At 44.0% G+C, this 17,833-nt stretch carries 18 protein-coding genes; 2 read left to right on the top strand and 16 right to left on the bottom strand.

All coding sequences use genetic code 11. The features are described from left to right. Position 1 precedes the first annotated feature (1 nt). The 7 genes from ICN12_RS06770 to ICN12_RS06740 form a co-directional block, all read right to left on the bottom strand. Positions 2-256 carry a copper-binding protein gene (locus tag ICN12_RS06770; RefSeq protein ID WP_216185869.1) on the bottom strand — a complete coding sequence of 85 codons (255 nt, stop codon included), beginning with the start codon at positions 254-256 and terminating at the stop codon, positions 2-4. A 64-nt stretch (positions 257-320) separates the two neighbouring features. Further along, the gene (locus ICN12_RS06765; RefSeq protein ID WP_216251780.1) at positions 321-788 is read right to left on the bottom strand and encodes a DUF411 domain-containing protein; all 468 of its coding nucleotides are present in this window, start codon (positions 786-788) and stop codon (positions 321-323) included. Beyond that, entirely contained in the window at positions 769-1,275 is a 507-nt protein-coding gene (locus ICN12_RS06760; RefSeq protein ID WP_215350260.1) for a cupredoxin domain-containing protein, read from the bottom strand. Before ICN12_RS06760 ends, ICN12_RS06765 begins: the two co-directional genes overlap by 20 nt. A gap of 326 nt (positions 1,276-1,601) precedes the next feature. Beyond that, entirely contained in the window at positions 1,602-3,014 is a 1,413-nt protein-coding gene (locus ICN12_RS06755; protein ID WP_215346980.1) for a multicopper oxidase family protein, read from the bottom strand. 12 nt (positions 3,015-3,026) lie between these two features. Continuing rightward, positions 3,027-4,460: a TolC family protein gene (locus tag ICN12_RS06750; RefSeq protein WP_216230291.1), complete on the bottom strand. Its 1,434-nt coding sequence runs from the start codon at positions 4,458-4,460 to the stop codon at positions 3,027-3,029. Beyond that, positions 4,460-4,777, bottom strand: coding sequence for a hypothetical protein (locus ICN12_RS06745; RefSeq protein ID WP_215346982.1), 318 nt, complete (start codon positions 4,775-4,777; stop codon positions 4,460-4,462). The genes ICN12_RS06750 and ICN12_RS06745 overlap by 1 nt, the downstream gene beginning before the upstream one ends. 66 nt (positions 4,778-4,843) lie before the next feature. Next, positions 4,844-5,149, bottom strand: a complete 306-nt coding sequence (locus ICN12_RS06740) for a hypothetical protein (protein WP_215346984.1) — start codon at positions 5,147-5,149, stop codon at positions 4,844-4,846. A 446-nt stretch (positions 5,150-5,595) separates the two neighbouring features. On the opposite strand from ICN12_RS06740, the gene ICN12_RS06735 reads away from it, so the two are divergent. After that, positions 5,596-6,681: a hypothetical protein gene (locus tag ICN12_RS06735; RefSeq protein ID WP_215346986.1), complete on the top strand. Its 1,086-nt coding sequence runs from the start codon at positions 5,596-5,598 to the stop codon at positions 6,679-6,681. A gap of 201 nt (positions 6,682-6,882) precedes the next feature. On the opposite strand, the gene ICN12_RS06730 is transcribed toward ICN12_RS06735, so the two are convergent. Together ICN12_RS06730 and ICN12_RS06725 are read right to left on the bottom strand one after the other, a co-directional pair. Then, positions 6,883-7,383 (bottom strand): hypothetical protein, encoded by a 501-nt coding sequence (locus ICN12_RS06730; RefSeq protein ID WP_068949419.1) that lies wholly within the window; start codon positions 7,381-7,383, stop codon positions 6,883-6,885. Positions 7,384-7,424: 41 nt separating this feature from the next. Next, complete coding sequence (locus ICN12_RS06725) at positions 7,425-9,605, bottom strand: heavy metal translocating P-type ATPase (protein WP_215346990.1); 2,181 nt, start codon at positions 9,603-9,605, stop codon at positions 7,425-7,427. Positions 9,606-9,703: 98 nt separating this feature from the next. On the opposite strand from ICN12_RS06725, the gene cadR reads away from it, so the two are divergent. Continuing rightward, on the top strand, positions 9,704-10,102 hold the full coding sequence (cadR, locus tag ICN12_RS06720) for a Cd(II)/Pb(II)-responsive transcriptional regulator (RefSeq protein WP_015421828.1): 399 nt from the start codon (positions 9,704-9,706) through the stop codon (positions 10,100-10,102). A 362-nt stretch (positions 10,103-10,464) separates the two neighbouring features. Here cadR and ICN12_RS06715 read toward each other — a convergent pair whose 3' ends face one another. The 7 genes from ICN12_RS06715 to ICN12_RS06685 form a co-directional block, all read right to left on the bottom strand. Beyond that, a complete protein-coding gene (locus ICN12_RS06715; protein ID WP_015421829.1) occupies positions 10,465-10,833 on the bottom strand; it encodes a hypothetical protein in 369 nt (122 codons plus the stop codon). A 15-nt stretch (positions 10,834-10,848) separates the two neighbouring features. Further along, on the bottom strand, positions 10,849-13,971 hold the full coding sequence (locus ICN12_RS06710; RefSeq protein WP_015421830.1) for an efflux RND transporter permease subunit: 3,123 nt from the start codon (positions 13,969-13,971) through the stop codon (positions 10,849-10,851). A gap of 10 nt (positions 13,972-13,981) precedes the next feature. After that, the gene (locus ICN12_RS06705) at positions 13,982-15,022 is read right to left on the bottom strand and encodes an efflux RND transporter periplasmic adaptor subunit (protein WP_015421831.1); all 1,041 of its coding nucleotides are present in this window, start codon (positions 15,020-15,022) and stop codon (positions 13,982-13,984) included. After that, entirely contained in the window at positions 15,019-15,588 is a 570-nt protein-coding gene (locus tag ICN12_RS06700; RefSeq protein WP_015421832.1) for a hypothetical protein, read from the bottom strand. Before ICN12_RS06700 ends, ICN12_RS06705 begins: the two co-directional genes overlap by 4 nt. Positions 15,589-15,601: 13 nt before the next feature. Further along, entirely contained in the window at positions 15,602-16,885 is a 1,284-nt protein-coding gene (locus ICN12_RS06695; RefSeq protein ID WP_015421833.1) for a TolC family protein, read from the bottom strand. Between the two features lie 70 nt (positions 16,886-16,955). Next, positions 16,956-17,291 (bottom strand): hypothetical protein, encoded by a 336-nt coding sequence (locus ICN12_RS06690; protein WP_015421834.1) that lies wholly within the window; start codon positions 17,289-17,291, stop codon positions 16,956-16,958. Between the two features lie 336 nt (positions 17,292-17,627). Then, positions 17,628-17,833: hypothetical protein (locus tag ICN12_RS06685; RefSeq protein WP_216271757.1), on the bottom strand; the 206-nt coding region annotated here is incomplete at its 5' end.

The raw sequence follows: 17,833 nt of genomic DNA, 5'->3' as shown, positions 1-17,833 counted from the left end.
TTCATTCTCCCTTTTTTAATTCGACGACATATAGCTTTCCACCTTCGCTTGATGCCACAAATTCCACTTGGTCTCCAGACTTAAGACCATTTAAAAGGGCTTTGTTTTTCACGTTAAAAATCATGGTCATTGGGGGCATATCTAAATTCTTGATTTCCTCGTGACGAATGGTGACTTTGCCTTGCTCCAAATCAACTTTGCGTACCTGACCAGCCGTATATGCACCAGTAGATTGGGCGCTTACTATATGAGTCAAGATTACTCCTGATAGTAGAAAAATAACACTCAAATATTTTTTTAGATTGTTCATAATTTAATTCCTATCGATAAGATTGATAAATTTGGGATTGACCATTTTTAGAGATCAATAAAACGTCATAAGGATCTTTTCTAGATCCATACTCAGGACCATCCATTCCTGGAGAGCCTATGGGCATCGCTGGTACAGCAATCCCTACAGCATTGGGCTTCTCGGCCAATAAACGCTTAATTTCCCTCGCCGGGACATGGCCTTCGATTGCATAACCATCAATGACTGCGGTATGGCAAGACCCAAACTGAATGGGCATGCCCATCTTCTTTCTAATCTGGTCATTACCATCGCTGATCACTTTAGTAGCAAAGCCATTTTTCTCCACATACGAAATCCAATCCTTGCAACAGCCACAAGTTGGACTCTTCCATACTGTGATCAATGGTTTTTCACTGACAGCACTGGATGCAAACGGCACTAGCACCAATCCCATTGTTATAGCCCTTCTTGTTAAATTAATGTTGATGGGAGCCATGGCCGTCCCCTTTCTGTGCTGGTGAAACAGATTTAGGTCCAGCTACCGAAATTGATCCCTTCATTCCCGCATCGTAATGGCCTGGTTGTAGGCATGCAAATTGCACTTTTCCAGATTTCGTAAATTGCCAAATAATTTCACCTGTTTGACCAGCGCCTAAGGTAACCATGTTTGGCTCGGCATGCTCCATTTCTGGAAACTTCATCATCTGCTTATAGTGCTCTTGTAGCTCTTGATCTGTACCAAGCACCATTTCATGTTTTGTTTTACCCAGATTCTTGACTACAAAGTGGATAGTTTCGCCTTGCTTGACTTGAATACTGCTAGGATTAAATCTCATGTTGTCTGTCATGCGAACTCTAATTGTTCGATTTACTTTGGCTGCAATACCCGGCTGTCCAACACTAGAATTTTCGCTGGCATGATCATGACCACCACTAGCGCCATGGTCATGAGACATTGCGCCCATGCCACCCATAGCCCCCATGCCTGCGCCTGATCCCTGCATCTTGTCATGCATCGCCTTACATTGACTAGCACTCATCTCAGGATGCATTTGTTGGCACATTGCCACCCTTTGTTCAGGAGTCATTTTTGCCATATTCTCGTGCATCGCCTTACATTGATCAGGACTCATTTCAGGATGCATTTTTTGACACATCGCTGCCATTGGATCTTGGTTCATGGCCCCTTGATTCATCATCCCCATACCGCCAGGTTGTGTTGCACCTTGCGCAAACACCAAACTAGATGCTGCCATCGCAATTGCTGCCAATGTAAATTGAATATTTTTCATTTTGTTTTCCTTAATTATTAATGTCCAGAATGCCCATTGGGCTTCCTTACTTGCACTTCGATTTCTTTTGTAGAGCTTGGTCTTGTTGATTGCATAGGTTTTGCAGTATTTAGTTGCGTTGGAGCTGCAGGTAATGCGCCTTTGTAAGCCTCTGCCACCGTACCAGCCGGATGCTTATACCAACCCGGATCTGCATAATCGCCAGGCTTTTGATCCTTACGTACTTTTAATACGCTAAACATACCGCCCATCTCTACCGACCCAAAAGGACCCATACCCGTCATCATGCGAGCCGTGTTATCGGGAATAGGCATTTCCATTTCAGACATATCACCCATACCCCTTTCACCCATCACCATATAGTCAGGTATCAGACTGTTGATCTTCTTGCCAACCCCCCGATGATCAACGCCAATCATGGTGGGGAGGTTATGCCCCATTGCATTCATGGTGTGGTGGCTCTTATGGCAATGGATCGCCCAGTCACCCTCTTCATCTGCAAGAAATTCAATTTGCCGCATCTGCCCAACAGCCACGTCAGTGGTTACCTCAGGCCAACGAGCAGTTTTTGGAACAGGGCCTCCATCAGTGCCTGTGACCGAAAACTCATGCCCATGAAGATGAATTGGATGATTGGTCATTGTTAAGTTTCCTACTCTGATTCGGACCTTGTCATTTAGGGCGACATTCAAAGAATCTATGCCAGGAAAAACGCGGCTATTCCAGCTCCATATATTGAAGTCAACCATCGTGGCTACTTTTGGTGTGTAACTACCAGGATCAATGTCATATGAGCTCAATAAAAAACAAAAGTCCCTATTAACATCATCAATAAGTGGATTTTGATCTTTAGGATGCGTAATCCACATACCCATCATTCCCATTGCCATCTGTGTCATTTCATCGGCATGGGGATGGTACATAAATGTTCCCGGGCGGCGAGCAACAAACTCATACATGAAGGTTTTTCCGGGTGGAATACCTTTTTGAGTTAAGCCTGTTACACCATCCATACCATTTGGTAATCTTTGGCCATGCCAATGTACTGAAGTCTGCTCTGGTAACCGATTGGTAACAAATATCCGGACTCGGTCGCCTTCCACCACTTCGATTGTTGGCCCAGGGCTTTGACCGTTGTAACCCCATAAATGCGCCTTAAATCCAGAAGTCATTTCTCGCACTACTGGCTCAGCGACTAAATGAAACTCTTTAACGCCTTCATTCATTCTCCAGGGCAATGTCCAGCCATTTAAGGTAACAACTGGGTTGTATGGGCGACCTGTACTAGGGGTCAATGGTGGCATCGTATTAGCGTTTACCTGCGTCACTATTTCTGGGGCGCCAGATAAGGCATAGCGGCCAACTGCTGCAACCGCAACAGCACCACCAGCAATACCGGCGTATTTAAAAAAATCTCTTCTTGAACTCATTATTTTTCCTTATCAATGTCCGGCAGGGTTTGCTAACATCCCCGCCCCAGTAACGCTAGGCACCTGGAGTATTGTTGGTCTGCCAATTAAGGAGGACTGCAAAGCAGCATCTGTTAACCAAAATTGTTGCTGAGCATTAATCGCTGCAATTACTGCAGAGACCTGATCTCTTGAGTCGGCAATCAACTCAAAGACACCAATAATCATGCCGTTATAGCGAAGCTGACTTTCTTCAGCAATGGCTTTGCGTACAGGTATTACTTCTTTTCGATAGTGTTGGGATATATCGTATGCAGTTCGATAGGCCGAATAAGTCTCCCTCAAATTGGAACTAGCATTTCGAGTAACGCCCTCTAGCCGATTAAATGCAGCCAAAGTTTGGGCATTCATGGCGTCCCTACTCATATTCCCCCAATCGAAAATTGGTAGTCGAATTGAGATTTCATAACCCTGCTTTGGGGTGCTCTCACCAGATGCTGAATCAAATTTAGTGCCGCGATTAAAGCCCAGCTCAATATCGGTAAAACTGGTGATGTTGTTAAGCCCCTGGGCCTTCGCTGCTGCCTCTAAAGTTGCTGTAGCCAAGCGTATATCTAGCCGCTCTACACCGGCTTGCTGCGCAATAAATTCGGTGTTTGGTGGTTGCTTAGGCAGATCAGGTAAACGATCGGGCAATTTCAGTTCTTTTGCCTGAGCTTCACTTAGCCCAAGAGCACGAACAAGCTCCTCCCTACGGCTTACTGAAGTCTGTTTTGCATTAGCAAACTGCGTGGCCGAATCTGCATAAAAAGCCTGCTGCCTTGCACGAGTAATCTTATTGAGATTACCTACCGCCTCCATGCGCCTTGCTAACTCAGCACTTGCTTCTGCACTTCGAAAAACTTGATCGGCATATTTAAGGGATTGCTCTGCTGCAACTGCACGAACCCAGGCTTGGCGAACCAAAGTAACCTGATCAATGATTTCGGTCGTTAAACGCAATTGAGCTTGTTCAATTCGCTTATCAGCTATTCCTTTGCGCTGTGGCAAAGTAATCAGATCTAATAATCCAAATACAAACCAGCGATTAAATTCGATCTCTGGACTAGTAACCATTCGCTCAAAAGCAAAATAAGGATTAGACATTCTGCCTGCTTGGGCAGCAGACGCTGCTTCAGACCAATTCTGGGCAATAAGTGCTTGAACGGCTGGACTATTAATCAAGGCAAGCTGAACAGCATCGCTTTGATTTAAATTCTTAGCCAGCAGCTCCTGAGCTCTACCCTGAAGAACATCACGCTCATCTGACGATTTTGCTAAAACAACCTGGCCATTAGTAAATTTACTCGAATCTAGATTCGTTTTTTGTAAGGCCTCGTCAATATTGACGCTAGCGCATCCAGTAAGAGCACTCGCAAATAAGATTGATACTATTTTGTATCGTTTATTGAAAGGCATGGTCATCATCATTTAACTCCCTCGTGATGATTTTTCGAGTGCTCTTCGCTTGTTGGCGCCACATCAGCCTGAGCAGCTTCTTTTGCATACACTTTCCATCCGCCGATCTTTTGGACGGTAGCGTTAGCCTGCCTCCAAGGAATGATCTCCTCTTCCGAATAAGGCTGATAATTTTTAAATACTGACGTGTACTGCAGCGACTCGGCAATAAACTTTGCCGAAGAACCATTTACCGCCGCATCTTGCGCCGATGCAACTGGACTACCTAGTAATGTGAGCGCCAATAGAAACATTCCATTGCCCCACATGCATTTAAATATGCTCATAATTTCTCCAATAGACAAACGTAGCGACAAGACTTGTCGCCAAAATCTACTTACTACTGAGGAAATTTAAATCCGAGGGGGTTTGTAAATGCTACCTAGCGATTGGCCGAGTGCCAAAGTAGGAGCGTAAGGCAGTAGATTGTCCGCATACTGCAAAGGAGCAACTACGGAGGATGAAACTGTTAAATCAGCAATACCAACGCAGCACTGAGAAGCGGTATGGCACTTTGTAGCCACTTTCTTTGCCGACTTTTCTATCGATGAAGTGCAATCGTTACATTGCTTATGCTGCATATGAGAGTCAGCATTATCAGCATGAGTCGCAGCTTGGGACTGGTGCGCATGGTGTTGATCGGAAACGAATACGGGCATGCTAGCCGCATGAATCAGGCTAATAAAAAAACTTAAACATAAGAAAACGCATACTTTCCGCATTGTTTAATATTACACTGAATTTAGCGTTTTGTCGGCCTTACTCTTCACATTTTGAGTCTAGGTATTAACTTACTGGGCTATTGAGGCTATAAATTCAAGAAGATGTGAATAATCCATTTGGTTTGTAAATGGGTGTTTATCGTAAAGTGCTACAAGAACCCCCACCATCCCCCACCAAAAAGATAGTAGATTCGAAATCCATGTCAGATAAAGCCGCCAAACTCAATGCCCAGTGCAACTGCATCAGCGTAGACAAACAGAAACTAGATATTGAGGTTCATCGCCTTATTAGTGATCTGGACCTTGCTGATTCAACTGCTACAAAGATAGGCTCGATGCTCTCAAGTAGCGGAGTATTTATTGACCAAGCCGCCTTAGATCAGATGAAAGCATTAGTAAAAGCGGTCTATAAAGTTTGCGAAATGCCTTTATTTCAAAAATTAGTTCTTGAGCAAGCTCCATCCATTGCTAGACATCAACAAAGTACAAGTGGTGTTTTTTATGGATTTGATTTTCACCTAGGGGTAAATGGCCCGCAATTAATTGAAATCAATACCAATGCAGGCGGCGCTATGATTTCTGCCCTTGAAATTGGGGCATCGATAAATTGCTGTGAGCCAGTAGAGAGACGCTTGGGAGCAAGAAATATGCCCAATGAAATTTATGAGACTTTTCTGGATATGTTTACCCGGGAGTGGAGATCCTTCAATAGGGATCCTTCTGCGCAATTAAAGACGATTGCAATCGTTGATGAGAGTCCAACTGAACAATTCTTATATCCTGAGTTTCAACTCTTCCAAGCCCTGTTTCAAAAGCATGGAATCACGACAATCATCACCTCTCCAGATGGTCTCGTAATTAAAGATCAAAAGGTTTACTTCGGCGAAGTCCAAATTGACTTAATCTATAACCGAACGACCGACTTTTATTTTCAAGGTTCATCATACGAAGCGCTTAGAGACGCTTATCTTCAAGATCTTGTAGCCATCACCCCAAACCCCTTTAATCATGCAGTATTTGCCAATAAAGATAACCTTTGCATCTTAAGCAATCGGGAACATCTTGACTCCCTAGGGGTTGACTTGGCTATACAAGAAATACTCCTAAGCCACATTCCGGAGACTGTAAAAGTGTCCTCTAAAAACGAAGAATCTCTTTGGACAAATCGCAAAGACTACTTTTTCAAGCCCAGTCAAGGCTATGGGAGTCGCGCTGTATATCGCGGAGATAAATTAACTAAAGGCGTATGGGGTCAAATTAAGGATAAAAGCTATATTGCACAAAAAGTAATTCCACCAAGCAAACGAACCATCACGATTGATGGTAATGAGGTTGATCTTAAAGTCGATATTAGAGATTATGTCTTTGAAGGTAATTCACTCATTTCAGTAAGTCGCATATACCAAGGGCAAACAACAAATTTAAGAACCTTGGGAGGCGGCTTCTCACCTCTTTATGGCGTAGACTAAGACTGATAAGGTTTAAGACACAATTTAAATTTCTATCTTCTTTAATTCTGAAATTGCAATCAAATAAGCTCAGTCACTAAAATTACTGCGACTACTTCTGGCCGATTTGAGTCATCTGAGTGAATTCAATCAATTTGGATCTTATCGACCCAAGGGAGACCTTGGAGGACAAGTCCAGTAACTCATCCCCCTAGTGTGTTACTACCTTGACCGATCCATCCACATATAGTTCTGCTGCATCATTTGGTTCATCATGTTCTGCTGCATACCCATGTATTGATCCATCATGTATTGGCGTTGCTTTAACTGCTCAGGTGTTAATTTAGAGTAATAGGGGCCCATACCATTCCAACCCATCATGTGTCCACCCATCATGCCGCCGTTACCACCACAACAACCCATCATTCCCGAACCCCACATGCCTTGCATCATATTCATGTTGCCCTGCATTGTGCTCCAGTGAGCCTGCATCAGCTTTTGCCTTTCTTGCGGATCTTGAGTTGCACGGATCTGATCCATCTGCTGTTGCATCTTTTTAAAGTTCTCTTGAATTTGAGCGGCTTGCTTATCAAACTCCGCTACATCAACATTTTTTTGTTGTGTCTGTGAGGCTTTAGTGCCCGCCCCTGCTGTTTGCGCCAAAACGGGCGCACTTAGTAAAACACCTAAACTTAAAATCGCAACCCATCCTAGCTTTTTCATTTTAGTACTCCTTGAGTTAACTGCTTGATATGAACTAACACCTAGCTTCTTAATAACCGCAATCCATTTGCCACTACTAGCAAGCTCGCACCCATATCCGCAAATACCGCCATCCACATCGTGGCTTGCCCTGTAAAGGTAAGCACAAGGAAAATAGCTTTAATGCCAAGAGCAAGAACAATGTTTTGAGTCAGAATTAGAGCGGTTGATTTGGATAGCCGAATAAAGGTAGCAATCTTGCGTAAATCATCATCCATTAGCGCAACATCAGCAGTCTCTATCGCAGTATCGGTTCCAGCCGCCCCCATCGCAAATCCAATACTTGCTCTTGCTAAAGCGGGGGCATCATTAATGCCATCTCCAACCATGCCTACCTTTACATTGGGATCCTTTTTTAGGCGACTGTCAATTATTTTGAGCTTATCTTCAGGCAATAAATTACCCATAATCTCATCGACACCCACCTGTTTACCTATTGCCTTAGCGGTGTGCTCATTGTCACCAGTGAGCATGATGGTAGTCACGCCTAATTGGTGAAGCTCATCAATAGCCTGCTTGCTTGTTTCTCTAACAGTATCGGCCACCGCAATAATAGCTAAAACCTCTGTTTGGTTGGTAAGCAATACGGCCGTTTTGCCCTGCTGCTCTAGTGGTAATAAACGATTCTCAATATCATCAGAGCACAAACCCAATTCTTCAATCAGTCGATGATTGCCAAGGTAATACAAATTACCCTCAATAACGCCTTTGACACCGCGACCCAGAATCGCCTCAAAGCTATCTACAGTCTTTAAATCATTCTTTTGCTCTTGATTAGCATGGGCAATTGCTAGAGATACGGGATGATCAGATCGTGCCGCAAGACTGATGGCAATTTCGTGAATATGCTTGTCATTGCTACTTAATGCAAAAAAGTCCGTTTGTGCAGGCTTCCCGTAGGTTAGTGTCCCTGTCTTATCTACTGCTAAGACCTTCATGCTCCGTCCTGCTTCTAAAAAAGCGCCTCCTTTAATTAAGATGCCTTTTCTTGCAGCGGCTGCTAAGCCACTCACAATCGTTACTGGTGTTGAGATCACCAAAGCACAAGGGCAGGCAATCACTAACATGACTAATGCTTTATAGATCCACTCTTGCCATGACTGCGCCATTAACAATGGAGGCAAAACAGCGACTAACACCGCAAGCAAAAAAACAGCTGGCGTATAGATCTTGGCGAATTGATCAACAAAACGCTGGGTGGGCGCACGACTTCCTTGCGCTGCTTCAACTGCATGAATAATTCGAGCTAGCGTTGAATGAGTCGCTTCTGCAGTAACTTTGTATTCGAACGATCCTGTCTGATTGATCGTTCCTGCAAATACCTCATCGCCAACTATCTTATCGACGGGTAGGCTCTCACCCGTGATTGGCGCTTGATTTACTGCCGAGTTACCACTTATTAATATGCCGTCTAAAGCTATTCGCTCTCCAGGACGCACTCGAACTAAAGCACCTAAAGCGATAGCCTTTACATCCGTTAGCACCCAAGAGCCATCGGCTTGCTGAACGGTTGCGGTTTCAGGGGTGAGGTCTAATAAGCCACGAATCGCATTACGAGCACGATCTAATGACTTGGCTTCAATTACTTCAGCTAGAGTAAATAAGAACATCACCATGGCGGCTTCTGGCCAACTTCCAATCGCCATCGCGCCTGTGACTGCAATTGACATTAAGGCATTGATATTGAGATTGCCATTCTTTAATGCAATCCAGCCCTTTTTATAAGTGGTAAGGCCCCCTGAAGCAATTGAGGCGATTACTAGAGCAATGACAATCCACTGATTACCAAGTTGCAGCAATTCCATGATTTCAGCCAAGGTTGCAGTGATACCTGCAATAGCTAATGGCCACCAATTGGTTTTAGGCATAGGCTCAAGTGAGCTGTCCTTTGTAGAAGTCTCACCAATTTGTAGCACCGCCTGCATTCCAATTGAACCCAAAGCGGACTCGATAGCGTCAAGTGAGTTGAGATTGTGACCAACCGTGAGCATCCTTTGCATTAAGTTAAAGTCCAGCGACTCAATGCCGCTTACACTCGCTAGCTTTTTGCGAATAAGCGCCTCTTCAGTTGGGCAGTCCATATTTTCAATGCGATAGATGGCCTTATTCTTGCTCGGTATTTCAGAAGCCTTTGTCACAGGGGTTGATGTTGAACAACTACAGGAGGTATTGCATTCGCTCATAGCGGAAACCTAAATGATGAAGACATAAAACATTTAACACCCTATAGTAACTATAGAGTCAAGGGATTAGAATAAAAATGTAAAAACTTGGAGGTCAAATGAGAATTGGTGAACTAGCAACAGCCACAAGCACTCAAGTGGAAACTATTCGGTTTTATGAGCAAGAGGGTTTGTTAGCAAAACCGGCTCGATCTGAGGGTAACTTCCGAATCTACGGGGATCAGCACCTGCAACGCCTTACATTTATTCGCCACTGCCGCTCGCTGGACATGACCTTAAGTGAAATTCGTCAATTACTTCGCTTAAAAGATTTGCCCGATGAAAACTGTGATGCAGTAAATGAATTGCTTGATGCCCATATTGAAGGTGTAAGCAATCGAATTAATGAGCTACGCCAACTTGAGCGACAATTAAAGCTGCTCAGAAAACAATGTCATGCGAATCAGGACTCAGCACATTGCGGGATCTTAAATAAATTATCGCTACCCGTGAAGTAAAAAAGAGGTGACACTACCGCCTCTTATTAGCCGAAAGCAGTCATCGGCCTTTTGCCGATTTACCAATAACCAATCGTTAACACCCAAGGAACCCTGTCTAAAGCCAATTCGACATTTTTAAGCCCGTTGGGAACAATAGACAATATTGGGTCGTTGTGAGTGGGAATGTTAAGCACTGATTAGCCGTGAGCGTCTCGAAACACGACGGTTGTCGGGTTAACCGACATAGTAGGATGCCGTTAGCAATGGACCGATAACGACCCAAAACCAACTATAGATGGGCGCTGTCTTTACTATTCAGCGAGGTTAATCCAGATCATTTAGGGCGACCCAGAGTACAGACTAGATTGAGCTGATTTAGGCTATAAATTAAATCCTGCTGTAATCACTTTCGCTTTTATCTTGATAACTGCTATAGCCTTAGCTCCCTTGGGAATAGCGAAATTACCTTTCACTTCCAATTTGCCTCCATTAGGCAGTAGCTCATAATCTTTTTTATCTGATCCAATTAAGACTGTCAGCTTTGCGGTCCCACCATCTATAGGTATCGGTTTACCGTGGTCCGTCAAATACAGCGATAGGCTATCAGGCTTTGCAACCAATTCAACATCAATGTCCTTAGCCTCTACTATGACACCGCCATGCATTGGCTTTAAATCATGGCCGGCTCCAGCATGGGCTGGACCAATAAAACTGATTAGCAAGGTTGCAATCACCATCATTGATTTCATATAAACCCCTTTAAATTAAAATACTTCGTTAGTTTTCATATTGCTCAAGGCTATTTCAGATGCTTTTTTCCCGTAAAGCCAAAACATGGCTGGCGTTAAAAAGGTATCCAATAAGGTAGAGCTGATGAGCCCGGAGAAAATAACAACTGCTACTGGATGCAATATCTCTGTACCAGGACGCTCTGCTTCAAATAACAATGGTGCCAAGGCAAAAGCTGTGACCAAAGCTGTCATTAGTACAGGACTTAAGCGCTCAATTGATCCGCGAATAATCATTGCCAGACTAAACGATTCACCTTCTGACTGCATCAAATTTAAGTAATGGCTAATTTTTAAGATTCCGTTACGCACAGATATTCCTGCTAGCGTGATAAATCCTATTAATGCAGCAATCGAGAGTGGCTGGCCTGAAATCCACAAACCAATCACTGCTCCGACCATAGCTAAGGGAATGTTAGACATAATCATTAAAGATAGGCGCATGGACTTATAGCGGTTATTTAAAACCGCAAACATCAAAAGAAATGATCCAATCGATAGCAAACCAATTACTTTAGATGCCTCTTCTTGCGCTTTAAATTGACCATCTAAAGTAATAAAGTAACCCTCTGGAAGAGTCTGATTAGAGATCACAGTTCTAATATCAGCCACGATATCTGACAGGGCACGCTTGGAGGCATTAGCCGATAAGACAATTCTTCGCTTACCGCCGTCTCTGCTAATTTGATTTGGGCCATCCCCATCCTCAATGCTAGCAATTTTGGAGAGTGGAATTTTTCCATTTGGCGTATCAATCAAGATATCAGCAAGCCCTTCTAAATTTCTTGCTGAGTCTGGTAACTTGATCACTAAGGCAAACCGTCGATTACCCTCAATAATTTGCGAGAGCCTCTCCCCTTCAACCATGCCCTGCAAGGTGGCCATAATCTGAGATGTTGAAACTCCATATTGCGCCGCCTTATCGTAATCAATTCGGACCTTAATTTGTGGTGCTAAAACCTGCTTTTCTATTTCTAGATCAACTAAGCCTTCAATGCCTGCCAATTTCGATCTTAGAAGGTCGGCTTGGCTACGCAGCACGTCCAAATCATCGCCAAAGATCTTAATAGCAATTTGCGATCGCACTCCTGAAAGCATGTGATCTATTCGATGTGAGATTGGCTGACCGATCGCAATTGCAGCGGGTAAGTTAACTAATCTTGACCTGATATCTGCCTGTATCTCAGCCATGGAGCGATCTAAATCTCCCGCAGGCTTTAAACCAACATCTAACTCGCTCACATGTACACCTTCCGCATGCTCGTCCAATTCTGCGCGGCCACTCCTGCGTCCAACATAAGTCACTTCTGGAACCTGCCTGACTAACTTTTCTGCTTGGCTAGCTACGCCCGCCGATTCAGAGAGAGAGACACCAGGATTTAAACGCAATCCGATCAGTAAAGTCCCTTCGTTAAAGGGCGGTAAAAATGCGCTCGCCATAAAGGGAACACTGGCAGCAGCGACTATGACGGATGCAAAAGCATACATCAGAGGCTTTTTAGGCGCCGCCAATAACCTTGATAACTGAACCTCATAATGGCTTTTAAGCCAAGTGACAATCTTTGTATCGTGATCCCTCAGGGACTGCATTGAGGGCAGCAAGTAAAAGCAGAGTACTGGCGTGATAGTGACTGAAACTAAAAGCGATGCAAGAGTAGAGACTATAAATGCAATACCCAAAGGCACAAATAGTCGCCCCTCTATACCTGGTAATGCAAATAATGGGATGAATACCAAAACGATGATGGCTGTAGCATAGATAATTCCGGTTCTTACCTCAAGCGATGCGGCTCTCACAATCGCTAGTGGACTTAATTGGTCTAAAGATGCTTTATCTAGATTTACTCTAAGGCGACGAATTACGTTTTCCACATCAACTACTGCATCATCAACCAGGCCGCCGATTCCAATGGCTAAGCCTCCTAAGGTCATCGTATTAATTGATAAACCAAAGTACTTAAAAACTAGGGCAGTTAAGAGAATTGAAACTGGAATTGCTGTTAATGAGATGAGGACCGGGCGAATTGTTCCTAAAAAGAAATACAGCACTACAGCAACAAAGATTGATGCGCCAATCAGCTTACCCTCTAAAGTGCTAATGGATGCATCAATAAAGCTCGCCTGCCTAAATGTTACTTTTGGAGCTTCCATGCCAGTTGGCAAGCCCTGCTTTAATTCTGCAATAGCCGATTCAATCTTTTTTGTTAGCGCTACCGTATCTGCTGAAGGTTGTTTTTGTACACCTAGAATGACTGCTGGCCCACCTTCATAACCGGCATCGCCTCGCTTAACTGCTGGTGCAAAAGTAATATCTGCAACTTGTCTTAAAAGTATTGTTTGTCCATTGCGGTTCGATACGGCAATGTTCTTTAAATCTTCAAGGCTAGAGGTTCGCCCTATATGACGAATAAGATACTCACGATTATTGGACTCAAGAAATCCACCAGACGTATTTGCAGAGTAGCCCCGCAATGCATCTTCAATCTGCAATATGCTAAGGCCTAGCTCCGCCATACGGCGAGTATTGGGTTGCACTTGAAACTGCCTGACTTGCCCACCTATAGGAATGACTTGCGCTACCCCGGGGATAGCCATCAATCTGGGTCGCAAAACCCAATCAGCATACTCGCGAACCTGCATGGATGAAATCTTAGATTCATCAATCGGAATGGCAATTTGCATAATCTCACCCATGATCGAACTAATGGGCCCCATGCGCGAAACAATGCCATCCGGAATTGCTCCCTCCATAGATGACAGTCTTTCTGAAACCATTTGTCTGGCGCGATAGATGTCTACAGTCCAGTCAAAAGTAACGTATATGAAAGAGAGGCCGGCGCTAGATACTGAGCGAATAGCCTCTACTCCCGGTAAACCATTCATAGCCGTTTCGAGTGGGAATGTAATGAGTTGTTCAACTTCTTCTGAAGCCATTCCGCCAGCCTCGGTCATGATGGTGACAGTAGGCTTATTCAGATCGGGAAAGACATCCACAGGCATCTTGCTTAAGGTGTAGGCACCATAGAACATAGATATAGCACCGAGCAAAATCACTATCATGCGATTTTTTAAGCTGAAATCTAATAACCAAGTAAACATGTCTTAATCCTTAACGAATTTGATTGATGAGGGATGCCCCATCAGTAATGACTCGTTCACCATCTTTAATACCACTAGTAATAACAATGCTCTGACCATCTAAAGGCTCATATACAACTGTTCTTGGCTCAAATATTTCTGGGGACTTTTTAATCCAGACAATTGTTTGGTTCGAGCTGCTTTTGACTAATGATTTTGAAGGCGCCTTTACTCCAGTGATCTTGCTATCGGTATTTACAAATACTCGAATGGGCTGACCTATGGGTAAAAATTGGAGATCGTCCGATTTAGCAGAAAAAGTTAGAGGTAAGGCTTGCTCTCTGAGGGTCTGTCCACCACCAAGATACTTGAGCTCAATCACTTTGCCATTGACATCCACCTTGCCATCAGCAATGTTCTTACTCAGACTTGAATCGTAGGCAAGCGCTTCTATTAATAGCTTGGATGGATTAACGACCTCAAAGATTAGATCTCTTGCTTGCACTACTTGGCCAGATACGACACCCGTAGTAGAAATAATTCCGCTGACTGGGGCTCTTAATTCTTCATTAGCAACAGCGGCTTCTGCCTCTTCAATAGTCTTACGAGGGACCGTATCGCTCAGATCTCGCAAACGCTTTAGTCGACTTTCCGCAAGTGATCTTGATTTTCCTGGGCCAGCCTCTGGCGTTACATACGCCAAGACATCGCCTTTACTAACCTTCTGTCCGGGCAATGGAAAACCAGCTGGTCCCGGCGTAATACGGCCAGCAACAATCGCTTGCACCTTACCGCCAAAGTTAGGATCCATAATGACTTTTCCAGCTAAATCATAGGTTTTGGCATATTCGCCGAACTGGCCAGGAGCTGTCATCACGTGTAACTGGCGTTGCGCAGGCTTGGGAATAAAAAGACTGCCGTCCGACTGTCTTTTAGGGGCGTCACCTTGAACTTGGGATACTTCCGACTCGCCATGACCCGGCCCAGCATAAACCTTAAAAGCAAATAGCGCCACAGATAAACTAATGAGGACAATGGGGCGAAATACAAAATCTCTCTGTTTGCGATTCATACCCGCTCCTTAATTTGTTTGATTAGTTTTTTTGTATTCGTCATCAACACCTCTTTCTTGCGATAAGACAAATAGGCAATTGCCATCAAGAGGCTGAAATAAAGCAAGATCTTTATTGCTGATTTCCAAGTGATCAATGAGGAGCGCTCAAAGGAACTTAGATCTATAGTGGCTGCTAGTATGTCGGTAACATCATCATTAATCGTGATGGTGATCGCAGTAGGCTGATCTTTAATTTTATTTTTTAGGCGAAAGAGATACTCTCCATCGCCATGAGGCTCTGAACTAATTTTAGAGCCCTCAAGCTCAATTTCAACCTTGGCTCCTTTGACCAATTCATTGGAGGAGTAGCGATCTAGGTAGAGCGTGATTTCCTTGCCGTTAATCACTCCTACCGCCTCATAGAGATCAGATTCAGCATAAAAGCGAGGTAGTGATTGAGTTTGTGCAGTGGTGGGTTTTTCCTCCCCATGACCAGGACCTGCATAAGTTGCCGATGCGATCGTCAGAAATAGCGCAATTAATAGTTTTGACGCCCACTGACTATATTTGTTCAATAAATTCATAGTTAAAGTGACCTTACTCTGGTAACAGGCCAAGGGCCTGTCGTAAATTTGAAACTGAAACTGCGTAATTGATTTTTGCAATTGCAGCCTGCCTATTTGCATCCACTGCTTCTAGCTCAATACGTAGTCTTGTGGGCAAATCGGTTTCACCAAAGCGAAATGATTTGTCAAAAAATTGACGTGTTTCATTGGCTAAGTTAGACCTCTTATCTGCAGCGCCAAGCTTCATTTTTGCCGACTTCACTAAAGCCACATTTGACTCCACATTACTTAATGCAGACTCTCGCTCATAGGACAATCGAACCTCTGAATCGACCATCTCAGCAGTAGCACTGGCCAATCTATTGGTATTGCGAGCATCAGAGCCAAAAGGAATTCTTAACCCAACAGCAACTGATTGCTGATACGGAACGCCATAGACTTCACGGCCCTTAGTAGTCCATATTTGCAATTGTGGGGAAGCCCGAGTTTGAGACTTTGCTAGGTCAACTGCTTTTTTAGCAACCTCTAACTGATCTACAAGGGCTGCAACGATTGGCAAACTAGAATCTAGTCCTGACAGGTTTTCAGGAACCTTAGGTAGCGGTTCAATATTTTTAGCAATGTCACCGAATTGAATTTTCTTGAGATACTCACTTCCTAATAAAGTACGCACCCTTTGCTCAGCATTAATTACGTTGGCCTGCGCTTCGACCAAAAAAGCTTCTGATGATGCGAGGGCACCATTGGCCTGATGAAGATCAGCGCGAGATAAGTCTCCAGCCTTAAATCTCTTTTCAACATCAAGAGCTAAGCTCTTTGCATTCTCATTTCTGCGTAGCGCTAAATCAGACTCAATTTTTGATTTCTGGTAATTCCAATAGGCATCCCTTACTTCAGCTGCAATTCTCAATTGGGATAGATAGTATTGAGACAAAAGCTTTTTATATTCAGCATCCGCTAAATTAATTGAGCTTGACCGCTCATTCCATAACCACAGGGGGATATCTAAACCCAGTATGGTTTCACTAGCGCCTTGATTGCTGTTAGTTCTATCGGTCTTTTGCGACACTTCAACCGAAGCTGGGCTTACCAAAAGGCTGCTAGCAATTTTTTGCTTAGCAAGCGCGGCCTCTACTCGATACTGATAGGACTTGTAGTCAGGTTGGCGCTCCCATGAAGATTCATAGAAGGACTTTAAGGTCGATCCACCTTTGAGCTCGGCATTAGCCAGCGCTATTGGCGATCCCAATATAAATACCAATCCAGTAAATTGAATGACGCAGCGACGAACTACGCCCGAATACTCTCGCAACATAAAAACTCCATTTGTTTGTTCAAAACAGAGTTAGCGAGAGGAGAAGAATTAGGTTAAGGCTCTCGCTAACTTAGGCGAGAGCGAGCCAATTGGGTTTTTCGGGGCGGTGAGGAGAAATATCGACTAAAAACTCTACTCGTGCATCTTCATAATGAAAGATGGTAGAGGTAACTGAAATGCTAAAAGTGGAATGCAATGCTGGAGAATGCGCCAAATGACAGACCCCACAATCAGAATCGTAGCTTGCAGAATCGCTAGCAGAGGCAATGCTGACTGGCTTCTCATGCTCGTGATGTGAAACATGAGAAGCTGCTGCCTGCTCTTCTTGGCAGTAAGCAGAAACCGTAGCATAGGATGTTTGTATCGATAAAGCTAGCAGGGCCAGAATTATCAGGATTTTTCTCATTAGCTAATTACAGCATATTTCTTCGTATTTTGCATTTAGAGCTTTTCCATACAAGTCAAATGGATTAATCACTCACATAGCTGCTGTAATGCCACAACCCCCTGAATACCCAATGACTTGGTGGAAGAGGCGGCTCAACAACTTCAGAAGGTCTCTTAGTGGCCGATAGCTCCCATTCCAAGTGTCGGTTAACCCGACAACATAAGCGTCCGGAAACGCGACACTCCAACAAGACGCTGTCGAAACCAATTGATCTCCACCTTACGCCAACCAAACCCGCTAGACCAACCGCCGATATCACATCACTTTCTAAGCAGGTTTAAGCTAATGTTTTGATTACTGTTCAGCACAATTCTTAAGTCTTTTAATCCGTTGGTCGCGAGTTCGAATCTCGCCCGACCCACCAAGCATTACTGGTACGTACCGGACACATGCTTTACGTCCGGTACCGACCACATGGTTTACACCTTTACCAATCACATCCCCAATACTTTGGGACCAAATGGGTTTTCTAGGGCCTGTACCCGAGAAGACTCCATATC

Source organism: Polynucleobacter sp. AM-25C3 (assembly GCF_018882335.1).
GTDB lineage: Bacteria > Pseudomonadota > Gammaproteobacteria > Burkholderiales > Burkholderiaceae > Polynucleobacter.
Note: the sequence above shows the minus strand (reverse complement) of the source record. Positions and strands in the feature narration are given on the sequence as shown.